Source organism: Chromohalobacter marismortui, assembly GCF_004364315.1.
GTDB lineage: Bacteria > Pseudomonadota > Gammaproteobacteria > Pseudomonadales > Halomonadaceae > Chromohalobacter > Chromohalobacter marismortui.
In genome coordinates this window covers 63,596-84,430 of the sequence record NZ_SOBR01000002.1, presented here as the reverse complement: position 1 = coordinate 84,430, position 20,835 = coordinate 63,596, and the positions used below count along the sequence as shown (strand labels likewise).

General features: G+C 61.1%; 14 protein-coding genes and 1 tRNA gene. 11 read left to right on the top strand and 4 right to left on the bottom strand.

Features of this window, described 5'->3' with window-relative positions:
• Positions 1-7 precede the first annotated feature (7 nt).
• From C8E00_RS03635 to C8E00_RS03620, 4 genes are all read right to left on the bottom strand, one after another.
• A complete protein-coding gene (locus tag C8E00_RS03635; protein ID WP_133694688.1) occupies positions 8-775 on the bottom strand; it encodes an ATP-binding cassette domain-containing protein in 768 nt (255 codons plus the stop codon).
• 194 nt (positions 776-969) lie between these two features.
• Complete coding sequence (locus C8E00_RS03630; RefSeq protein WP_133694686.1) at positions 970-3,066, bottom strand: TonB-dependent receptor; 2,097 nt, start codon at positions 3,064-3,066, stop codon at positions 970-972.
• Between the two features lie 136 nt (positions 3,067-3,202).
• The gene (locus C8E00_RS03625) at positions 3,203-3,955 is read right to left on the bottom strand and encodes a 4'-phosphopantetheinyl transferase family protein (protein ID WP_133694684.1); all 753 of its coding nucleotides are present in this window, start codon (positions 3,953-3,955) and stop codon (positions 3,203-3,205) included.
• A gap of 3 nt (positions 3,956-3,958) precedes the next feature.
• Entirely contained in the window at positions 3,959-4,567 is a 609-nt protein-coding gene (locus tag C8E00_RS03620) for a hypothetical protein (RefSeq protein WP_133694681.1), read from the bottom strand.
• A gap of 95 nt (positions 4,568-4,662) precedes the next feature.
• Between C8E00_RS03620 and C8E00_RS03615 the strand changes: the two genes are divergently transcribed.
• From C8E00_RS03615 to C8E00_RS03560, 11 genes are all read left to right on the top strand, one after another.
• Positions 4,663-4,739 (top strand) — tRNA-Ile (locus C8E00_RS03615).
• Positions 4,740-5,239: 500 nt separating this feature from the next.
• Positions 5,240-7,030: a methyl-accepting chemotaxis protein gene (locus C8E00_RS03605; RefSeq protein ID WP_133694679.1), complete on the top strand. Its 1,791-nt coding sequence runs from the start codon at positions 5,240-5,242 to the stop codon at positions 7,028-7,030.
• A gap of 512 nt (positions 7,031-7,542) precedes the next feature.
• Entirely contained in the window at positions 7,543-9,525 is a 1,983-nt protein-coding gene (locus tag C8E00_RS03600; protein ID WP_133694676.1) for a sensor domain-containing diguanylate cyclase, read from the top strand.
• A 350-nt stretch (positions 9,526-9,875) separates the two neighbouring features.
• Positions 9,876-11,591 carry a sensor domain-containing diguanylate cyclase gene (locus C8E00_RS03595; RefSeq protein ID WP_166638243.1) on the top strand — a complete coding sequence of 572 codons (1,716 nt, stop codon included), beginning with the start codon at positions 9,876-9,878 and terminating at the stop codon, positions 11,589-11,591.
• Positions 11,592-11,847: 256 nt separating this feature from the next.
• Entirely contained in the window at positions 11,848-12,357 is a 510-nt protein-coding gene (locus tag C8E00_RS03590) for an RNA polymerase factor sigma-70 (RefSeq protein ID WP_133694672.1), read from the top strand.
• Positions 12,358-12,448: 91 nt separating this feature from the next.
• Entirely contained in the window at positions 12,449-12,649 is a 201-nt protein-coding gene (locus C8E00_RS03585; RefSeq protein WP_133694670.1) for a FecR/PupR family sigma factor regulator, read from the top strand.
• 142 nt (positions 12,650-12,791) lie between these two features.
• Entirely contained in the window at positions 12,792-13,037 is a 246-nt protein-coding gene (locus C8E00_RS03580) for an MbtH family protein (protein ID WP_279586104.1), read from the top strand.
• A complete protein-coding gene (locus tag C8E00_RS03575) occupies positions 13,027-13,770 on the top strand; it encodes a thioesterase II family protein (protein ID WP_133694666.1) in 744 nt (247 codons plus the stop codon). The genes C8E00_RS03580 and C8E00_RS03575 overlap by 11 nt, the downstream gene beginning before the upstream one ends.
• On the top strand, positions 13,748-14,467 hold the full coding sequence (locus C8E00_RS03570) for a 4'-phosphopantetheinyl transferase family protein (protein ID WP_166638242.1): 720 nt from the start codon (positions 13,748-13,750) through the stop codon (positions 14,465-14,467). The genes C8E00_RS03575 and C8E00_RS03570 overlap by 23 nt, the downstream gene beginning before the upstream one ends.
• On the top strand, positions 14,460-15,467 hold the full coding sequence (locus C8E00_RS03565; protein WP_133694661.1) for a TauD/TfdA family dioxygenase: 1,008 nt from the start codon (positions 14,460-14,462) through the stop codon (positions 15,465-15,467). The genes C8E00_RS03570 and C8E00_RS03565 overlap by 8 nt, the downstream gene beginning before the upstream one ends.
• 37 nt (positions 15,468-15,504) lie before the next feature.
• Positions 15,505-20,832, top strand: coding sequence for a non-ribosomal peptide synthetase (locus C8E00_RS03560; RefSeq protein WP_133694658.1), 5,328 nt, complete (start codon positions 15,505-15,507; stop codon positions 20,830-20,832).
• Positions 20,833-20,835 lie beyond the last annotated feature (3 nt).

Below are 20,835 nucleotides of genomic sequence, written 5' to 3'. Positions count from 1 at the left end.
CGACTCCCTAATGCAATATGGCGATGGGGTGCTCGCCGCCGGGGTGGGACATGACCCGCATGGGAATGCCATAGATGGCTTCCAGCGTGGCATCGCACATCAAGTCGCGGGGGGCGCCCTGGGCCAAGACCTGCCCGCTGTGCAGGGCGATCAGGTGGTCGCAGTAGCGCGCCGCCATGTTGACGTCGTGCAGCACGATCACCACGCCCAGCCCCAACTCGCGGCACAGCGAGCGGATCAAAGCCAATACTTCGACCTGATGCGCGATGTCCAGCGCCGCCAGGGGCTCGTCCAGAAGCAGAAAGCGGCTTTCCTGAGCCAGCAGCATGGCGAGCCAGACGCGCTGACGTTCACCGCCGGAAAGGGTGTCGACCAGGCGGTCGGCGAAGGCCTCGGTATGGGTCAGTGCGATGGCGCGGTCGATCTGCGTCTTGTCCTTGCCGTTGAGCCGACCGAGCAGGCCGTGCCAGGGATAGCGCCCGAAGCCCACCAGCTCGCGGCCGGTCAGATTGTCGGCGCCCGGCAATTGCTGGGGCAGGTACGCCACGTGACGCGCGAATTCACGCGTGCCCCAATCGGCGAGTGGGCGCCGGTCGAGACGGATATGGCCGCGACTCGGCGCTTGCTGCTGGGCGAGCAGCTTGAGCAGGGTCGACTTGCCCGAGCCGTTGTGGCCGATCAGCCCATAGACCTTGCCTTCCTCGAAGGCGAGGTCGGTGGGGTGCAATAGGCACTGGCCGTTGACCTCGAAGCTGGCAGCGTCGACGTTGAACATTACAGGTGAACCCCAAGCGGGAGAATCTTAGAGCGCAATCGTAATTCAAATAAGAACGGTTATCAAAACTCTTGGTGTCGGTGTGTCGCGAGGCGAACGCACTGAAACGGCCCGCCTGGGCAGCGGGCCGTCGGGAGCGTGCGGGTTCTAGACAGGGAGCCTCATAAGCGACGCCTGTGCTGTCCAGACATCACCTAGTAGGCGTGTGACCAGGACAGGGTATAGGTGCGCCCACGCCCCTGGAGGTCCCACAGGGATTGTGCGCCATAGGCTTCATAGAACACGGCGGCGCGTTGTCCCCAGATCGTCACGTAGCTCTCGTCGAGCAGGTTTTTGATGCCCAGGCTGAAGGTGCCGTAGGCCGTGTCCTGGCTGGCGGTGGCATCCACCGTGGTGAAGCCGTCGATCTCGTTGCCTGACGCGTCGTCGATGCCGAAGGCACGGTTGACCTGCAGGCGCGCGCGGGTATCGGCATCCGACCATTCGCCATACAAGGTGGTGGTGGGCAGGCTGGCCTCGGTGACACTGGTGTCGACCCATTCACCATCCACCTTCTCCTCGGATTTGACCCAGTTGAAGGCCGAGCCGAACAGCCAGTGGGCGCCGAGGAAGCGTTCGATCTTGCCTTCCAGGCCGTAGGTTCTCACGTCTTTTTCGATGGTGGTCACCCCGATCTCGAGTTCACCATCGTTGCTGTAAAGATAGTCGATCGCCTTGTCCGACCAGCTGTAATACGCGGCGATCTGCGACTGCCAATCGCGCCCGGTGAGACGCCAGCCGGCCTCGAGCTGCTGCGTCTTGATGCCATCCACGGGGTTGTCCGAAATATCGAAGCTGACCCCGCGATACGCCTTGGCGATATCCGGAATCTCGAAGCCTTGGGTGTACGCCAGCCAGGTTTGCTGCCCGTTCTGGAAATCGTAGAGCGCCTTGAGATTGAACAGCGAGACATCGTACTCGTTGGAGCCACCGTCGTTGCCCCCTTGCGGCTCGACCTCGACATCGGTTTGCTCCACCCGTGCGCCGCCGGAGAGTTGCAGGTTCGAGGTGAGCTGATAATCCGCCTGCACGAACGCGGCCAGGGTGTCGGCCTGGAACGACGGATAATACGGATCGAGTACGCCGATCTGATCGAGTTCCAGACCGCCCTCGGAAGGCGCCAGCGTATAACGCTTGGAATCGAATTCCTCCCGCGAGGCGTCGAGCCCGTAGGTCACGCTCAGCGGGTCGCTCGGTGATGCCGTGAAGACCGCCTTGGCGCCGGTCAAGTCGGTGTTCTGTTCCGAGACGGTGAAGGTGCTGCTGCCGGGGAACGGGTTGAAGACCGAGGACTCTTCACGGTGGTAGGCCTGGAAATAGAAGCGCTGGCCGAGCAGGGCATCGTGATGATAGTTGGCGTTGAGATACAGCCGCTCGGTCTCGGGGTCGACATCCGAGTCATAGCCGTCGCGGACCTCGCTGCCCTGAATCTTGTCCGAATATTCCGCGCCGCTTTCGTAATTCGGGTAGTAGAGCCCCTTGTCGCCCACGAAGGATGAGTCGTAATACTGGGCGGTGATATCCAGGCGCTCATGGTCGCTCAGCTTGGCCTCGATAGTGCCCATCAGGTCGACGGAGCGGTTTTCCTGGAGTCCCGTCTGGGCGATGTCGGGCTTGATGATGTCCCCGTCGGCATCGTAGAACGAGCCGTTTTCCTGCACCGCCACGGCCAGTCGACCCTGAACGCGCTCGTTGCCGCCCGAGACCGATTGCGCGGCGCGCCGAGACAGGTCGTCCGAGGCGTTGAAGCCGCTGGTCAGGCCCAGCTCGCTTTCGAAATGCGGCCCGCCTTGCTCGCCCTTCTTGGTGATGATGTTGATGATGCCGCCGGTGGCGCCGCCACCGTAGAGGCTGCTCGCGCCGGAGAGCACCTCGATGCGCGCGATGTTGAAAGGGTCGATGGAGTCGAACTGACGCGACAGGCTGCGCGAATTGTTCAACGACACGCCATTGATCATCACCAGTGCATCGCGGCCCCGGAAATTCTGGGCGTAGTTGGTGCGGTTGGTGCTCGAGCCGAAGTCGAACCCCGGAATCAGCCGCCCCAGGGCCGACTTCAGGGACTGCCCCGAACGCAGTTGCTGCTGGATCTGTGCTTCATCCACGACCCAGACTGCCCCGGGAATCTGGCTGATTTCCGTGGGGGTGCGCGTGCCGACTACCACCATCGTCTCCCCGGTGTCCTGCGCCGAGGCGCCAAGCGCCACGCCCCCTGTGGCGATGACCAGGCCGAGTGAGAGTGTCTTCTTCATGACGGATCCCTTGAGATTGAGTGTTATTCGTATGCGCGTGACAGCATACGCATGAGAAAACAAAACTCAACGATAATTATTATTATTAGAGGGTGTTCAACAAGCAGGAAGACACAGGGGGCTGGCCCAGGTTCGCTCAAGAATGCACGGGGTGCTCGTGCGCCTGGGGTAGCGCGATCACGCTCAAGAGCCGCTGTGGGGCCGCCACGTACTGGCCATGGCACGGTGTGTCGGCAGGCCAGTCGGGGGCGAGCGTGGTGAGAAGGCGAAGCGTGACGCGGCCTTCCTCGGGCTGCCAGTCCGCGAGTTCAGCATCCTGAAAGTAAAAGCGCCGCTGCACGAGCGGGAACAGTGCCTTGAACAGGCTTTCCTTGCAGGAGAAGACCAGGGTGGTGAACAGTGCCTGCGCCTCGGCGGGGAGCCGGTCGCGCCAGTCGCGTTCGCAAGGCGTGAGAATCTGCGGCGCGAGGCGCGCCGCGCGTGCCGCCGGCATCAGCGTCTCGGCATCCAGCCCCAGCCCTTGCCAATGGCGAGCCGGTGCCGCCAGGGCAGCGGCGAAACCGGCACTGTGCGTGATGCTCCCGAGCGTGCCGGCTGGCCAGCACGGGGCCCGTGTCTCGGCGATTCCCGGCACCTCGGCATGGCCCGTTGCGGCGCGCAGGGCATCGCGCGCGCACAGGCGTCCGGCGAGAAACTCCGCGCGGCGCTTGGCGACGGCCGACCCCAGTCCCGTCGGCAGGGCGATGCCGTGCTCGGCAAAGGCCGCTTCGCATATCGCGTCTGCCGTGAAGCTCACCCCTCGCCAGGCGACGTGGGGTAACGTATGCGGCCAGGGCCAGGCCTGTCGCCAGTCCTGACAACCGGCGGGGAGATCGGGCGCGTCCTGCATGCGTCAGCGGTCCACCAGTACCGCGTCGAGTTCGACCGGCACCTCGTCGTCGATCTGCTGGTAGCCGAGCAGGCCGAGCACCGTGCGTGCGGTCTGGTTTTGCATGATGGCGGTGCCATCCAGGGCCACCGGGTCGGCATTGCGCACGCGTATCTCGTCTTCGCTCTCACGCGTGAAACGCACCTTCAACGGCTCCTGCTGCGAGGCATCACCATTCGCCACGCTGAGCATCAGCGTCTCGGTACGGGACTCGCCGACGGGCAGGTTCTCGAGCACGCTGGGGGCCAACTGCGTGACCACCGTGGTCAGCTCGGTATCCGACAGGCTTTGCATCCATACGGGAAGCTCGCCTAGCTGCTCAAGAAGATCAGTCTGATTGAGCCGCACCGGCAAGCGTAGCGTGCCATCTTCCGCGATATGGCCGTTCATGCGCTTCAGCGCATGATGATGCGGCACCGACTCGCCGGACGACGTGATCTCGGTGATCGTCGCCTCGACGTGAGAGCGCGCCGGATCAAGCTGCCAATCCGCCTGTGCCGCCCACGGCAAAACCGCCAGACCCAGCGCGACGATCCCAGCGGCGCGACGCCCTATACGCTTCATCTCATACATCACCAAACCCTCCATGGGATGGAATTAAACTCCAAGGGCCAATCACCCCTAGTCTCGTTTATCGGCTTCCGCTATGATACTGCCCCGTTGCGATAGGGCCTATAGCTCAGTTGGTTAGAGCAGGGGACTCATAATCCCTTGGTCGGCGGTTCGAGTCCGCCTGGGCCCACCACAAAACAAGCACTTAGCTTCGTTTTTTCCTTCCTGAGTTCGTTTCTTTCGGTACAGTGTCCACATTTTGTCCACGCTCGATCTTGGGGCCTAGTTGAACGGCTTCCTTGAGGTGGTCCGGGGATAAGTGCGCGTAACGCATCGTCATCGGCACGCTGTGTCTAACAATCCCTGTGCTTGCCCATACGGCGCTAAAATCGATTGGAACGCCAGCCCGGTGCGTTTTTCGCCGATTTTTGCATTGTCTGGCCATCGTTTGTCCATTTTTCAGATAGAGCTTGGTCCCATCGGCTCATATCGAGGCGCTGCCCTGCGCTCGAAATGCGCGAGCACATCTGGCTTAAGTGGCTGGCCACGACCATCTGCGCATCTTGCGGCCCCCTGCAGCCTGCACCTCTGCCTCCATGAGAGGCACTATCTCCCTAATCAACTAAAGACAAGGGAACGCGTGCCGATAGGAGCCATGTGACGCCCAATTCCTAAGTATAATGAAGAGAACGAATGATGCGCAGACTAGCATTAAAGACGCTACTGACGACGCTATTGCTGATCATGGTGGGCATGGCTGCCATCATCGGCACGCTTTCCATCCGCGGTCAGCTAGCCCTCGAAAGCGATGTCAACGAACTGGCGGAAATCAGTGTCGACCAGGCCAACACTGCTAACCGCATGGAGTCGAATCTCTTGGAGATGCGGCTGCGCATGGCGCGCTACGAAGAGTTCTCGCAGCGTGACGACGATGAGATGGCGGTTACTGCACTCGCCCAGACGCAAGAAAGCCTTGAGCGGACTAGAGATCGGTTCGAAGGATTTCGTGAGGCCAATATTACAACCGCCCAGCGTCGCTATCCTTACTTCAAGGCTGTAGTTGAGGGATTCGAGAAGATGGTGACGCCGGCACTGGTCAAGGCCGTCGAAAGCGGAGATGTTGCCGCAATAGAACAGCAACGCCAACGGCTCAACACCCTTGGCCCCGACTTCTCGAATCGTGTGCGTGCGTTTGCGGGGTACGCAGAGAAGCGAGCCGGTGAAATGGAGGCGGAGGCCAACAGCAACGTGCAGCAGGCCATCATGGTGATGGCGTTCCTTTTGCTGGCGGCAGCCGTGTTGACGCTCCTGGCCTACGTTGGCATGCAGAAGCTCTTGGTGGCCCCCTTGCGGCAAGCCAGTAAGGTTTGTTCGCAGATCGCCAAGGGTGACCTCACCAACCAGATCGACGTGGAAGGGCGCAACGAGATCAGCTTCCTGAACCAGGCACTGCAAGACATGCAGGTCCGCCTGATCGAGATCATCGGACTGCTTCGCCAAAGCGGTGACCAGGTGGCTCACAGCTCTCGAGAAATTGCGGCTGGCAGCGAGGATTTGGCGAGTCGCACCGAGGAACAGGCGTCGGCGTTGCAGGAGACTGCGACCAGCATGGAGCAGATGAATTCCACGGTGCGCCAGACCAGCGAGTCGGCCACTACGGCCAATCAACTCAGTGAGGAGACGGTCGACAAAGCGAGGGAGTCCCGTGATGCCGTTCTTCGCACCTCGCAGTTGATGGAGACCATGGAGGAGAGCTCCCGTCGCGTGCAGGATATCATTGGCACCATCGATAACATCGCCTTCCAGACCAACATCCTGGCACTGAACGCGTCCGTCGAGGCTGCCAGGGCCGGCGAGCATGGTCGTGGCTTCGCGGTCGTGGCCGATGAGGTGCGCAAGTTGGCGGCCAACTCCGCCGAATCTTCCAAGGAGATTCGCACCATCATCGAAGAGATTACCCGGCACATCGCCGAGGGTGCCGAGCAATCGGGCCAGACGCGGGAAGACATGGAAGCCACCATGCAATCGATCCAGCAGGTCACGGCCATGATGCAGGAGATTCAGAGTGCCGTGCATGAGCAGGAAAGCGGTATCAGCCAGGTCTCGACGGCGGTCAATCAGATGGATAGCGCGACTCAGCAGAACGTTTCCCTGGTTGAGGAGACCAGCACGGCATCGGCATCGCTGGAAGACGAGGCCTTCCGCTTGGCGGATTTGGTGGCGTCCTTCCAGCTCCGCGAAGACGCGTCAGCTTCCTCAACGGCGCTACCGGCCAGCCGCAAGTCACTGGCTCAGGGCCACGATGCCCAGACACAGAGTGGCCCTGGTAGCCGAGAAGATCGTGGGCCTCGCGGCAGTGTCGCCAAAGCGCGATATGCCAGCAGCCAGCAGCCATCGAACGAGGACCACAGCCTGAACCGTGATCAAGAGCCCAAGAAGGCAAACGAACCTCGCCAAGAGGTAGACGAGTGGGAGTCCTTTTGAGGAATCCCGGGGCTGTCTTGGGATATCGACGGTTTCTGTGGCGCGAACCGGCTCTCTAGCAAGGCCGCATGCAGGTCATGGTGCAACAGTACGACCTCCTGCTGCGGATGCCTCCAGGGATGACCGGCTCGCGGCAATAGGCCGCGCAGCCAGAGGAGGCGATATCAGCACCGATGGAAATCGCCTGTGGGCGTGCCTGATAGGTCGTTACGTACCGTTGTATATGTGAGAATTCGGAGTACCGTGCAACGCAGCGATTCACCCGCACGGATATGTGTGCAGTGTTGCACCTAGGGGGCGACCAGCGCCATTTATCTACGGGGCGGGGCGGTGGCGTATGCCCTGACGAGCAGGGCGATATCGTTACGTTATCCATGCGTGACGAGCTGACACGATACGGCTCGTGCTGGATACTGCGTGCGCTCAGCGAGGAAGCCCTCTCCGACTTCCCGAGACATCTTGGACGACTTTACTCGCATGGACCGCGGTTAGCCTTTTTCGAGGTTTCGCCCTTGATCATCAAACCCTTTTGGGCACGCCTGGCGATGGCGGTCTTGGTCCCCATGGCATTGGTCACGCTGACAGTGATCCCCATCTTCATTTCGCACCTGGAAGAGCGGACCGACGCCACGCACCGGTCGGCCGAGGCGATGCTCAATTCCGAGTACGACCTGCTCCTGAGTGGCATGAACGAGAGTTTCAATCAGGTGTTGTCTACCGCGGAATATCCTCTGCTGAGGCGTTTTCTGTCCCGCCAAGCAGTAAGCCAGGAGCCGAGGTGGGATCGAGCGTCGCAGCACGATTGGGAACAGCTGGACACATTGTTTAGTACCCTGCTGACGCATTTTGGTCGCTACACTCGCATGGCGGTAGTGGATACCGCGGGCCGTGAGTGGGTGGCTACCTCCGAGCTGCCACTCCAGCCGCGGCCCCCGGTCGTTGCGTATGACACCACGGACACTTTCCACAAGGCCATGACTCTCCATTCACGGGACCTGTATGTTTCTCCGCCACGCTTGGGGGCGTCCGGCGAACAAGCGTCACCGGTGACCACCGTCATCGATATCGCCACGCCGATCGTTGATGAGCGGGGCGAGCGCCTGGGCGTGCTCATGTTCACGCTCGACTGGTCCAGACTCACGGCGTCGTTGCCTCATGCTCGTGGCAACCAAGGGCAGGCGCTGCTGGTGGATGCCCAAGGTCAGTGGTTGCTGCCTGGCGGCGATGCCGACGACATGCGTTTCGGGCAACTGCTGTCAACACGATGGCCCGCCGCCTGGGCGGCCATGGTTACTCGTAACCAAGGCAGCATGACCTTGAGCGATCACCTACTCGCTTTCCGCAGCCACGATCTGCGCACTCAGCATTATCGAAGCGAAGCGGGCATGATCATCAGTGACTCCGGCACCCAGCCTTGGCATCTTGGCATTCTCATGCCGCGGCCCAGTTTCTGGGGGGTGCTGTTAGAAAACCCAGTGCAGTTGCTGGCCATCGTCCTGGTTTATCTGTTGTCGATGGCCTTCGGGGTATTCTGGGTGTTCAGTCACTACCGGCTACGTGAGTTACGCCAGCAGGCACTGATGTTCTCGCGCGAGGCCCGCCAGTACGCCGGCGAGGTGCAGGACCTCTATGAGCACGCCCCCTGTGGCTACCACTCGCTGGACAGTGAGGGGCGAGTCATTCGCATCAACCGTACCGAGCTCGAGTGGTTGGGCTATCGTGCTGACGAGGTGATCGGCAAGCGTCATTACCGAGACTTCGTCACGCCGGAGAGCCGTGAGGCCTTTGATGCCGCTTTCCAGAAAGTGTTGGGCGAGGGACAGGAGGGGGGAACGGAGTGCGAGCTGCTGTGTCGCGATGGCACGCGTCTGCCGGTGGCCATTCAGGGCAAAGCGCATGTGACCGAGGAGGGCTTTCAGTATTCTCGGACCATGGTGTTCGATCTCAGCGAGCGTAAGGCAATGGAAGCGCGGTTGGAACAACAGGCGCTCACCGATCCGCTCACCGGTCTGGGGAACCGTCGTGCTCTGGAAGATCAGGCAGCCATGGAGATCGCCCGTGCCGAGCGTAGCGGCGCCCCGCTATCGCTGGTGGCCATCGATCTCGACCATTTCAAGGATATCAACGATACCTATGGCCACGACGTGGGCGATTGGGTGCTGCAAGCCTTCGCTGAGCTTACTCAGGAGGTGCTGCGTGACGGCGACGTCCTGTGTCGCATCGGGGGTGAGGAGTTCACCGTACTGTTGCCTAATACGAGCAAAGACCAAGCTCTGCAGGTTGCCGAAAGGCTACGTCGGGCAATCGCGGCCACCCCGGCCAAGATCGGTCAGGTCACGAAAGAAGACACGGTGCTGGCTTATACCGCCTCGCTAGGCGTGACGATGGTCAGCGCCGGAGAGACCACACTGAAGCCGGCGATCAAGCGTGCCGACCAAAAGCTCTACGCTGCCAAGAAAGCGGGCCGCAACCGGGTACATTGGGAAGAGGTTTGAAGAGTGCGTACGTTGAACGGGACAGCATCATCCTGGCATTTTCCAGCACCACGCGGGCGTGAACCACCGGCCATTGAGGGATGACCGCGGAGCGGCTGCGTGTCAAGCACATGCTGTTCATGTCGTATTCGGACTACCTGGAATGCCTAATTATAATGAGGTTGTAGGCAGAAACATCCGTGGGGTGAAATGTGGGTTTTCCCATCACCTGGATGCCTAGTGGAATATATTGAAGTGCCAGCTGGTTGCTCTCTTTGCTCATGAATTAAATCGGCATAGAGTATGACAAACACACGGCACACTAGATATGCTGCATGTACCAAGACAGCGATAGGATCCGGGAGCAGCCCATGCCTGAGAAAGCGTGGTTCGAGCAGGTCATGCAGGACTTGGAAGATGCCTACCTTTTCATTTCCCGTGGTGGCGTGATCCAAGATGTGGCGGGGGCTGTCAATGACATCTTCAAGGTGCCGAGCGAAGAGCTGCTCGGAGCGACTGTATCCGACTTGGAAATTTTGAGGGCCGACTTTTTGAGAAACTATACGTCGGCGTCCAACAAAAAATTTCTCCCTTCCGGTGGTAAAAATGGTATCTACTTAGACCGCCAGCACCGTCTGCGCTGGAAATACTATGAAGCCAAGGAGGGCAATGTAGTCGCCAAAGTGTCTCGAATGAATGCCAACCTGGAAGCCGAAGAGGCGATCGTCGATCAGCTTGCAGATGCGTTGCCGATGATGGTTACTTATGTTGACAGAAATTGGCGCTTTCTTTTCAACAATAAAGCCTATGAAGATTTCATCGGTTTGACTCGTGAGGAGTTGTACCGAAAGCCTGTCTCCTCGGTAATGACCGAAGAGTCCTTCAAGAGAGTGGTGCCGCGCTTTGAAAGGGCCCTTAAAGGCGAGAGAGTCAACTATGAAGATAGGCTAACGCTTGCCGATGGTCGATCGCTTCATTTCAATGTCAGCTATATTCCCGACTTTTTAGGTGATGAAGTCGGCGGGTTCTATGCCGTCATCAATGATGTCTCGGAATATAGCGCAATGATCAATCTCCTCAAGGACATTCATGCCGCTGTCAACAGGACGGATGTCGGTACACAAGAGATTATAAGAAATCTGCTGTGTGATGCATTGGATTATCTGGGCCAGGATATCGCGATCGTCAGCCAGGTGACAGGCGATCAATACACCATCATGTGGTGCGAATCTAGAGAGGAAGGGCTTGAGCCTGGGGCGGTGTTACCCCTCGGGGATACATACTGCCGTTTGACGCTAAATCATGATGATGTTTTCCACACCATTGATGCAGGTAATGATATACGCTTTTCAGGCCACCCTTGCTATGAAACGTTTGGCTTGGAAACCTATGTTGGGGCTCCGATACGCGTCAACGGCAGTGTCTGGGGAACCGTCAACTTTTCCAGCGCCGAGTCTCGCGTGAAACCCTTCAGCGATATCGAGGTAGAGCTCGTGCGCTTGATCGTAGGGGCCGTCGAGAGAATCGTAACGCACTCCGAATATCTGTCACAGGTGCGCCGAGAACGCGATGAAATGGCAGCCCAGGCAAGAAAGGATCAGCTGACGGGACTTCCCAACCGTGCGTATCTCAATGATTATGTCAACACGCTAGTCAATAGCCCCGATGTTCAACGCGGCGGCATTTGTCTCGCCGTCATCGACATCGATCATTTCAAGACCATCAACGATACCTATGGGCACCACATTGGCGACCAGGTCATCGTTTGGCTCTCTGAACTCTTCATTGACATCCTTCGCGCCCGAGCGGGCGACTTCGCGGCCCGCGTGGGCGGTGAGGAATTCGTCGTCATGATCAATAATTCGTCACTGGACGTGGCCCGCAGCGTGATGGAACGTGTGAGATCGAAGGTCGAATCGATGCCGGTTCCTATCGAAGGAGTGCCCACGCTTTTCATCACGATCAGCAGCGGCGTCACTCAATGGCAGTCTACCGATACGTATCCAAATGTGTTCAAACGGGCCGACGAAGCGCTGTACAGGGCGAAGCACGGTGGGCGCAATCAGGTGTGCGTTAACGTCCCATAATATGAGATGTCTCGTTTCAGGCTTTCCACTGTGGAGTGGCCTTGCGACGCCCTTGTTGGTCAGCGTCTTCAGTGGCGCGTGATCCTGTTTAGTGGGGTGGGAATTGCCAAGAATGAGGTCAACATGGTCATGGGGGCTATGCAACTGGTCTTGATGCAGTGATGAGTACTGGGGGGGTAATCTGTCTTGAGGTTTTAATGATAATGTTTATCATTATCATATTAGTGCAAGATCTCTCGAGGCAGGAGGCCGGACAGTGGATGCACATGAATGGAATGCCGAGCTCGAGGATGTCTTCGCCAACCACAGGCTGCGACTGTGCAAGCTGGCGACGAGGATCCTGGGGCCGGATCAGGCCGACGATGTCGTGCAGGATGCCTATCTCAAGGTTTCACAGGCGCAGTCCGCCTTCGCCATCAAGCAACCGCTGGCCTATGCCTGCCGTGTGGTGCGCAACCTGGCGATCGATCGGCAGCGGCGCTGCCAGTTCGAGTCGACCCTGTTCAGGGCAGAGGAGCAGGGCGCGGCGGTGGCCGCGCCGACAGGCTCCCCCGAGGCGATCGAGATCGATCGCCAGGCCATGGAGCGGGTCGTGCGGGCGCTGGACGAACTTCCCGAACGCACGCGTCGGGCCTTCGAGCTGTATCGCATGGGCGGGCACACCCAGCGTGAAGTGGCCGAGCAGCTGGGGGTATCGACCACGCTGGTCAACTTCATGATCCGCGATGCGCTCAGTCACTGCCGGGATTCGTTGCAGACCGGTTGATTCCTGCCGGCTCATTCCCGGCCGCCGTTTTGTTACGATGGTGTAAAGCCCGTGGGTAGGGCCGCAACCTTGGCGAGGCATGACGGCGACAATGAACGATGACGATAATGATGCCTGGCAGACGGCGCTGGGCTGGCTCATGCGTCAGCATGACGGCGACCTGGACGAGGCGGAGCGTCAGGCGTTGCATGCCTGGCTGGCGGCCTCCCCGGGGAACCGTGCGGCGTATCGTGAGGCCGAGCGGTTATGGTCGCTGACCGGGCTGATCCCGCCGGCGGATGAGCGCCACTGACATTTTCCTGGCCCGCCTGATCTCTCCCTCCCGGCGATCTCTTTTGCCTGATCGCTAAATTCTGACCCGCCTCACCCGTCATTTGAAATGAGAAGCAATCACATTCGCTTCTTGGCGTTCATGCGATGACGAGGTAAGCATCATGACAAGCTGTTTCGATCGCGAGGGCGAGACCTTCCGCGTCCTGGTCAACCACGAAGAGCAGTACTCCCTGTGGCCCGAATGGAAGGCGATTCCCGAGGGCTGGGCGGATACCGGCGTGCTCGGCGACAAGGCGACCTGCCTGGACTACGTGGAGAAGACCTGGACCGACATGCGACCGCTCTCGCTACGCCAGTGGATGGACGAGCAGGCCGCCACCGAGGCGGAGCAGGTGAATGCAGGCTGAGCCGCTGACGCTGTTCTGCCTGCCCTGTGCCGGGGCCAGTGCCACGATGTATCTGCGCTGGAAGGCCCGCCTGCCGGGCTGGATAGACGTGCAGCCCGTCGAGTTGCCAGGACGGGGCACGCGGCTCGCCGAGCCCTGCGTCGAAGACTTCGAACGGCTCGCCTCCCGGCTGTGTGACGAGCTGCGCGGGCATGGGAGGCTCGAGTCGTATGCCCTGTTCGGCCACAGCATGGGGGCGCTGCTGGCCTACGGCATGACGCAGCGCCTGCGCGCCGCCGGGGCGCCTCTGCCCCGTGCGCTGCTGGCCTCGGGCAGCCCGGCACCGGCGCGGCGCGACACACAGGGCCTGCCCGGCAAGCACGACGATGCCGCCCTGATCGCCGACCTGCGCCGGCAGGACGGTACTCCTGAAGAGGTGTTCGCCAACCCCGAGTTGCTGCGGATCACCCTGGATACCCTGGGCGCCGACTATCGGGTATGCGAAAGCTTTGGCTACCGCGAATCGGCTCCCTTGAACATCCCGGTGCATGTCCTGGCCGGGCGTGGCGACGCCATCGAGCCCGCGTGCATGGCCGCCTGGCGGCAGGAGACCGACGTCGCGTTCTCGCTGGACTGGTTCGATGGTGGGCACTTCTTCATCCGTCAACAGGAGCGGCAAGTGCTGTCGGCCCTCGAGCGAATCCTCTCCGGTCAGCGTGTGGAGGTGCCCGATGCAGCGCCTGTCGCTACCTGAATCCGCCCCCGCGGGGCTCGAGGTCTGGCAACTGGCGCTCGACCTGAACGCCCCGGCGGCCGCAGACGACTATCGGCTGATGAGCGCGACGGAGCTGCAGCGGGTGCGCCGGCTGCGCGATCCGGCGGATGTGGTGCGCTCGGTGACGACGCGTGCTGCCCTGCGGCGACTGCTGGCGTGCCGGATGGGCGTCGCGGCGGACGAGCTGACGTTCACCGAGAACGCCTACGGCAAGCCGCGCCTGGGTGACGGCGATGGGCCGGCGTTCAATGTCTCCCATGCCGGTGAATATGCCCTCCTTGCCCTGGCGCCGTGCGGCGAGATCGGCATCGACATCGAGCGTCGCCAGCCCGATGCGGATCTCGCGGCGCTGGTTGCCTGGGTGCTGTCGCCGCGCGAGCAGCGAGACCACGCCAGCGGCAAGGCTGCGCTGCCTTTCATCGAGCGCTGGGTGGTCAAGGAAGCGGCGCTCAAGGCCCTGGGGGTGGGGATCGGCGACCATTTGCAGGCGCTCTCTGTTGCCCCCGCTCCGCCCCGGCGGCACGGCTATCGAATCGATCTCCACCTGTCCATCCCGAGACCTGTAACAGCCTGGGCGCTGCACGCGCCAACGGCGTATGTCGCCGCGCTGGCCCATGCGGACCTGCCACCGGGCGGACTTCCAAGCCTCACTTTCCAGGAGCCCCATCATGTCTAGCAACCGTGCAACATCAGTGGAATATGCCACGAGGGAGTTCGAACGCCAGGCGCCGGCCGGCTCGGAACTGCCCCATCTGATCACGGCCGATCATGAAGGACAGCCGCTACTGGATGCGTTCGGCGGATTGCGTGCCGATATCGAGTCGCACGTGGCGCGAGTCGGTGGCGTATTGCTGCGCGGTTTTCAGGTGCCGGCGGTCGAGGATTTCCAGCAATTTGCCGCCGCCTTCGGTCATCCGTTACTGAGTTACGAATTCGCTTCCACGCCTCGCTCGGCGGTTTCCGCGGGGATCTATACCTCGACCGAGTATCCCGCCCACCAGCATATCCCGCTGCACAACGAACAGGCCTATACCCGGGAATGGCCGATGAAGATCTGGTTCCACTGCGTCACGGCTGCGCCCGAGGGCGGTGAAACGCCCATTGCCGATAGTCGCGCCATCTACCGCCGCATGCCGGCAGGGATTCGCGAGCGTTTCGAGCCCGGCATGCTCTACGTGCGCAACTACGGCGACTTCGATGTGCCCTGGCAGCAGGTATTCGGCACCGACGATCGCGCCGAGGTCGAGGCATTCTGCCGCCGAGCCGGCATTCGCTGGGAGTGGAAGCCCGATGGCGAACTGCGCACGACACAGCTGTGCCAGGGCATGGAAACCCACCCGGTCACCGGCGAGCGCGTTTGGTTCAACCAGGGACACCTTTTCCATGTCTCCAACCTGCAGCCTGAAGTGCGCGAGAGCCTCGAGGAATTGCTCGATCCCGAAGACATGCCGCGCAACGTCTTCTTCGCCGACGGCAGCCCCATCGATGACGCCATCTTCGATGAGGTTCGCGACGTGCTGGCCGAGGAAACGGTGATCTTTCCCTGGCAGTCCGGCGATGTACTGATGCTCGACAACATGCTGGTTGCCCATGCCCGCACGCCGTTCAAGGGGCCACGCAAGGTCGTGGTGGCCATGGCGGAAGGGCATGGAAATCTCGCCAACGACGCTTTGTAACGACTTACCGGCCCTCGGCTTTCCAGCAGGTATCCCCATGAACGCAGGACACATCCCGACACCACGCACCGATCATCCTCGCGACTTTATCGAGCACCTCGGCAGGCTGGCCAGAGAGCGGCCTGCCGACAGGGCCCTGGTCGTGGTGAACGCGCAGGGTGAAATTACCCTCGACTACGCCACCCTCGAGCGACGCTCGCGGGCTCTGGCCGCCGAGCTGCAGGAGCGCTTCGCGCCGGGCGAGCGGGCCCTGATACTGCTCGATAACGACCAGCGCTATGTGGTGGCATTCTTCGCCTGCCTCCATGCCGGGGTCATTGCCGTGCCGGTCTTTCCGCCGGAGTCGTCGAAACAGCAGCACCTGGCGCGCCTGCGCGCCATTGCCGCCGACTCCCGGGCTGCCTGTGTGCTCACCTCGACGACGATCATCGAGGTGGTCGCCTCGGCAAGCGAGGGCTTCGGTAGTGCCGAATTGATCCCCGTGGATGGTGTGGACGAGTCTCGCGCCGAATGCTGGGCCGAGCACCGCCCGCACGAAGACGATATCGCCTTCTTGCAATACACCTCGGGCTCCACGGCAGCGCCCAAGGGGGTCATGGTCAGCCATGGCAACCTGATGGCCAACGAAGTCGCCATCGAGACGGGCTTCTCGATCGGCGCCGATGATGTCTTCGTCAGCTGGCTGCCGCTCTACCACGACATGGGGCTGATCGGCGGTCTGTTGCAGCCTCTCCATCGCGGTATCCCCGTGGTGTTGATGAGCCCCACCTTCTTTCTGCAGCGGCCGGTTCGCTGGCTGGAGGCGATTTCCCGTCACCGCGGTACCGTCAGCGGGGGCCCAGATTTCGCTTATCGACTGTGCCTCGAGCGCATTCGCGACGACCAGCTCGCAGCGCTGGATCTCTCGAGTTGGCGGTTGGCGTTCTCGGGCGCCGAGCCGGTGCGACACTCGACCCTCACTGGTTTTATCGAACGCTTCCGCCCGGCGGGCTTTGCCGCCGAGACTGCCGCGCCCTGCTATGGCCTGGCCGAGGCGACGCTGCTGGTGAGCTGTAATCCTCGCGGTACGGGCGTGGTGGGCACTGCGTTTTCTCGTCAGTCGCTGGCCGAGGGAAAGGCTGCCTCAGCGGTTGAAGGCAACACTCTGGTGGGCTGTGGCACCCCGGCGCCCGACCACGGCATCGATATCGTCGACCCTCAGGAGTTCCACTCGCTGCCCGAGGGTGAGGTCGGTGAGATCTGGGTCAAGGGGCCCAGCGTGGCACAGGGGTATTGGCACAACCCGGAAGCCACGGCCAAAACCTTTGTTACCCGTGGTGGTGTTAGCTGGCAACGTACCGGGGCTCACGATAGCGACGCTCACGATACCCAGGCAGAAGACCACAACGCCCCAGACGATCGCTGGCTGCGTACCGGCGACCTGGGCTTCCTGAATGATGGGCAGCTGTATATCGCGGGGCGCATCAAGGATCTGATCATCCTGCGTGGCCATAACGTCTACCCCCAGGACATCGAGTGCGCTATCGAAGCGGAGGTGGAGGCGGTTCGCAAGGGACGAATCGCGGCCTTTGCGGTGACCACGCCCGACGGCGCCGAAGGGATCGGGGTCGCGGCAGAAGTCTCCCGCGGCATGCAGAAGCTGGTGCCCGCCGAAAAACTGATCGATGCCCTGAGCGAGGCGGTCGGCAACGCCTGTCATGAGCCGCTATCGGTTGCACTGCTGCTCAACCCCGGCGGGTTGCCGAAGACCTCCAGCGGCAAACTGCAGCGCAGCGCCTGCCGCCAGGGCTGGCAGGCGGGAACGCTGGATGCCTATGCCGTCCATGAATTCGGGAGGTTTGCTGGAGAGGGCGAGTCTCCGCAGGTCGCCGAAGCGCCCGAGACTTCAACCGAGCAGGCGTTGGCAATGCTCTGGCGCCAGGTGCTTGGCCATGACGACAGCCGGGCATTGGGACGACAAGCGAATTTTTTTGCCAGCGGCGGCGATTCCTTGGCGGCGGTGCGGTTGGCATCACGCATTAGCGATCATTGGGCGGTCGACCTCTCGGCTTCATCCGTATTCCAGCATGCCGCGCTCGATGACATGGCGGAAGCGGTAGACCGTCTGAGAGACGAGCACGTCACTTCGAGGCGTTCGCCGATACCGCTATTGCCACCTGAGCGCCGAGTCAAGCCACTGCCTCTTTCCCATGCTCAGCAACGTCTCTGGTTCCTGTGGCAACTGAACCCTCAGAGCACGGCTTATCATATCGGTGGTGTCTTGCGTTTAGCGGGTCAACTGGATATCGCTGCGTTGCAGGCCGCTTTTGACGATTTGGTAGTCCGTCATGAGTCGCTGCGCACTCTGTTTCACCTCGACAATGAAGGACTCCCCAGGCAATCGGTCATGCCACCCGAGCACCTTGGGCTGGACGTGTTGGACTTGCGTGGTTTGACTGCCGAAGAGCAACGCCAACACGAGGATGACACGGTACGGCGTTTCAATGACGAGCCGTTCCATCTCTCGGAGGGCCCCTTGCTGCGTGCGGTATTGTTGCGCTTGAGCGACGACGCTCATGTCTTGGCCGTTGTCATGCATCACATCGTCTCGGATGGTATGTCGATGCAGATCATGTTCGATGAACTGGCCGCTCTTTACCGTGCTCATAAACGTCGTGAGCCTGCCGGGCTGTCCTTCTTGAGTGTTCAGTACGTCGACTATGCGGCCTGGCATCGCGATTGGCTGGCATCCTGCGAGGGGGAGCGACAGCTTGCTTACTGGAAGCAACAGCTCGGCAGTGAGCACCCCACGTTGAACCTTCCAACTGATCATCCGCGGCAGAGGGCGTTTGCGAAGCGTGCCGGCCAGCATGAGTTTGTGCTTTCCGAAGACCTTCAGAAAGGTCTGTTCCGACTTGCGGAACGCCAGAATACGAGTCTTGTCACCGTGCTTCTGGCCACCTTCCAGGCATTGTTGTTCCGGTGTAGCGGACAGAGCGATATTCGCGTGGGAGTACCGGTTGCCAATCGCCAGCGTCGGGAAATCGAAGGTGTTATCGGGCTTTTCGTCAATACCCTGGTGATGCGGAATGTGATCAGGAGTCACCACTCACTTCGGAGGATCCTGACCCAGTGCCGGGACACGATGATCGATGCCTTGGCACACTCGGACTTGCCTTTCGAGCAGCTAGTCGAAGCACTGCAGCCCGCGCGTAGCTCGACTCACAATCCTCTTGTGCAAGTCGCATTCAATTATCGACACGAGGATATGCGCGCATTTCAGGATGTGTCCGAGCTGATGCCGAGCGACTCGAGCTTTCTGCAGCAGGATGCCCAATTCGATCTGGTATTGGACGTTCGGGAGTTCCCGGGTCGAAAGCTGGCATTCAGCATGATTTATGCCTCGGAACTTTTCGAGCCCACCACCATCGAGCGACTCTCGGGTCACTTCCAGGCCTTGTTGGAAAGAATGCTTGCAACACCCGGGCAATCGCTGGGCGACATGGAAGTGCTTGGCGAAGCCGAACGGCAACAACTGGCCCGGTGGGGTGGGCATGCGTCTCGCTATTCCCATGTCGATGCCATCCACCGACAGATCGAGCGCCAGGCGGCGATGACACCAGAGGCTATCGCGGTGGTGTGCGGTGCCGAGCGCCTCGATTTCGCCGATTTGGACGCTCGGGCCAACCGCCTGGCACATTGGTTGCGACGCCACGGGGTGGGACCGGACGTGCCCGTCGGAGTCGGCATGGTACGCAGCGTGGACCTGATAGTGGCCCTCTATGGCGTTCTCAAGGCAGGTGGTGCCTATGTGCCTCTTGATCCCGATTATCCTGCCGAGCGGCTACGTTACATGCAGGCTGACGCCGGCATCAGGCTTTTGCTCAGTCACGGCGCGGCAATCGAGCGTTTGCCGCGCAGCGAGGGCGTCGAGGCGACCGATCTGGACCGACTGGACCTCTCGCTGGAAGCGGCAAGCCCTCCCCGCATTTCCATCCATTCCCAGCAACTGGCCTACCTGATCTACACCTCGGGTTCCACGGGCATTCCGAAGGGCGTTGCAGTCGAACATGGCGCCTTGGCCATGCATTGTCAGAGCATCGCGGACCGCTATGAACTGACCGAGAACGATCGGGAGCTGCATTTCCTGTCGATCAGCTTCGACGGTGCCCACGAGCGGTGGTTGTCACCGCTTAGTCGGGGGGCTCGCGTGGTGCTGCGCGACCAAGCACTCTGGAGTGTCCAGCAGACTTATGACTGCCTGACGGACGAAGGCATCACGGTGGCCGCGTTCCCGCCGAGTTATCTGCGGCAGCTGGCCGAGTGGGCAGGACACCAGCAGAGAGCGCCAGGCGTGACGACCTACTGTTTCGCCGGGGAGGTTTTCGACCGGGAGATGCTGCGCGATGCCGTAGCAGCCTTGCAGCCGCGGTGGATCATCAATGGCTATGGGCCTACCGAAGCGGTAGTGACACCAGCGCTATGGCGCGCCGCAGCGGAAGAGGCTGACTTTGCAAGCACCTACGCCCCGATCGGCGAACCCGTCGGCGACCGCCAAGGCCATGTCCTGGATGCCGATCTCAACCGGGTGCCGCCTGGCATGGCGGGTGAACTCTATCTGGAGGGCGGCTTGGCGCGCGGTTACCTGGGGCGACCGGGGGTGACGGCGGAACGCTTCGTGCCCCATCCGTTCATGAATGGTGCCCGGCTGTATCGCACGGGCGACCGGGTGCGTGTGAACGAGTCGGGGCAGTTGGAATACCTGGGCCGCCTGGATCAACAGGTCAAACTGCGCGGGTTCCGTATCGAGCTTGGCGAAGTAGAGGCTGCATTGCAGCAGTGTAACGGGGTCCGAGAAGCGGTGGTGCGGCTCGTTGAAACGGATGCGGGGCGGCAGTTGGTGGGCTATGTGGTGGGCGATCGGGTCGCTGCGTCGGTCGTGAAGTCGAACCTCGCCGATACACTGCCGGATTACATGATACCAGCGCATGTGATGGCACTGGACGAGATGCCACGGCTCCCCAACGGCAAGGTGGATCGTCAGGCGTTGCCTGTGCCGGAGTTGTTGGGGAATGACAACCACGAGGCGCCGCAAGGCGAAGTGGAAGAGACGCTGGCTGCGATCTGGTCGGAAGTGCTGGGTGTCGAGCGGGTCGGCCGGTATGACGATTTCTTCGAGTTGGGTGGCCACTCGCTTGCAGCGATTCAGATATCGGCGCGTTTCGCGCAGCGTCTGGGAAAGGATCTGTCAGTGAGGCTGATTTTCGAATACCCGACGCTGGCGCATGTGGCAGAACAGGTCACGCCAAGAGACGCGAATGACGATGAGAGCCGCACACAGCGACTTTCCGCCATGAATCAACTGCTCAACGAATTGGAAGGGTGAATC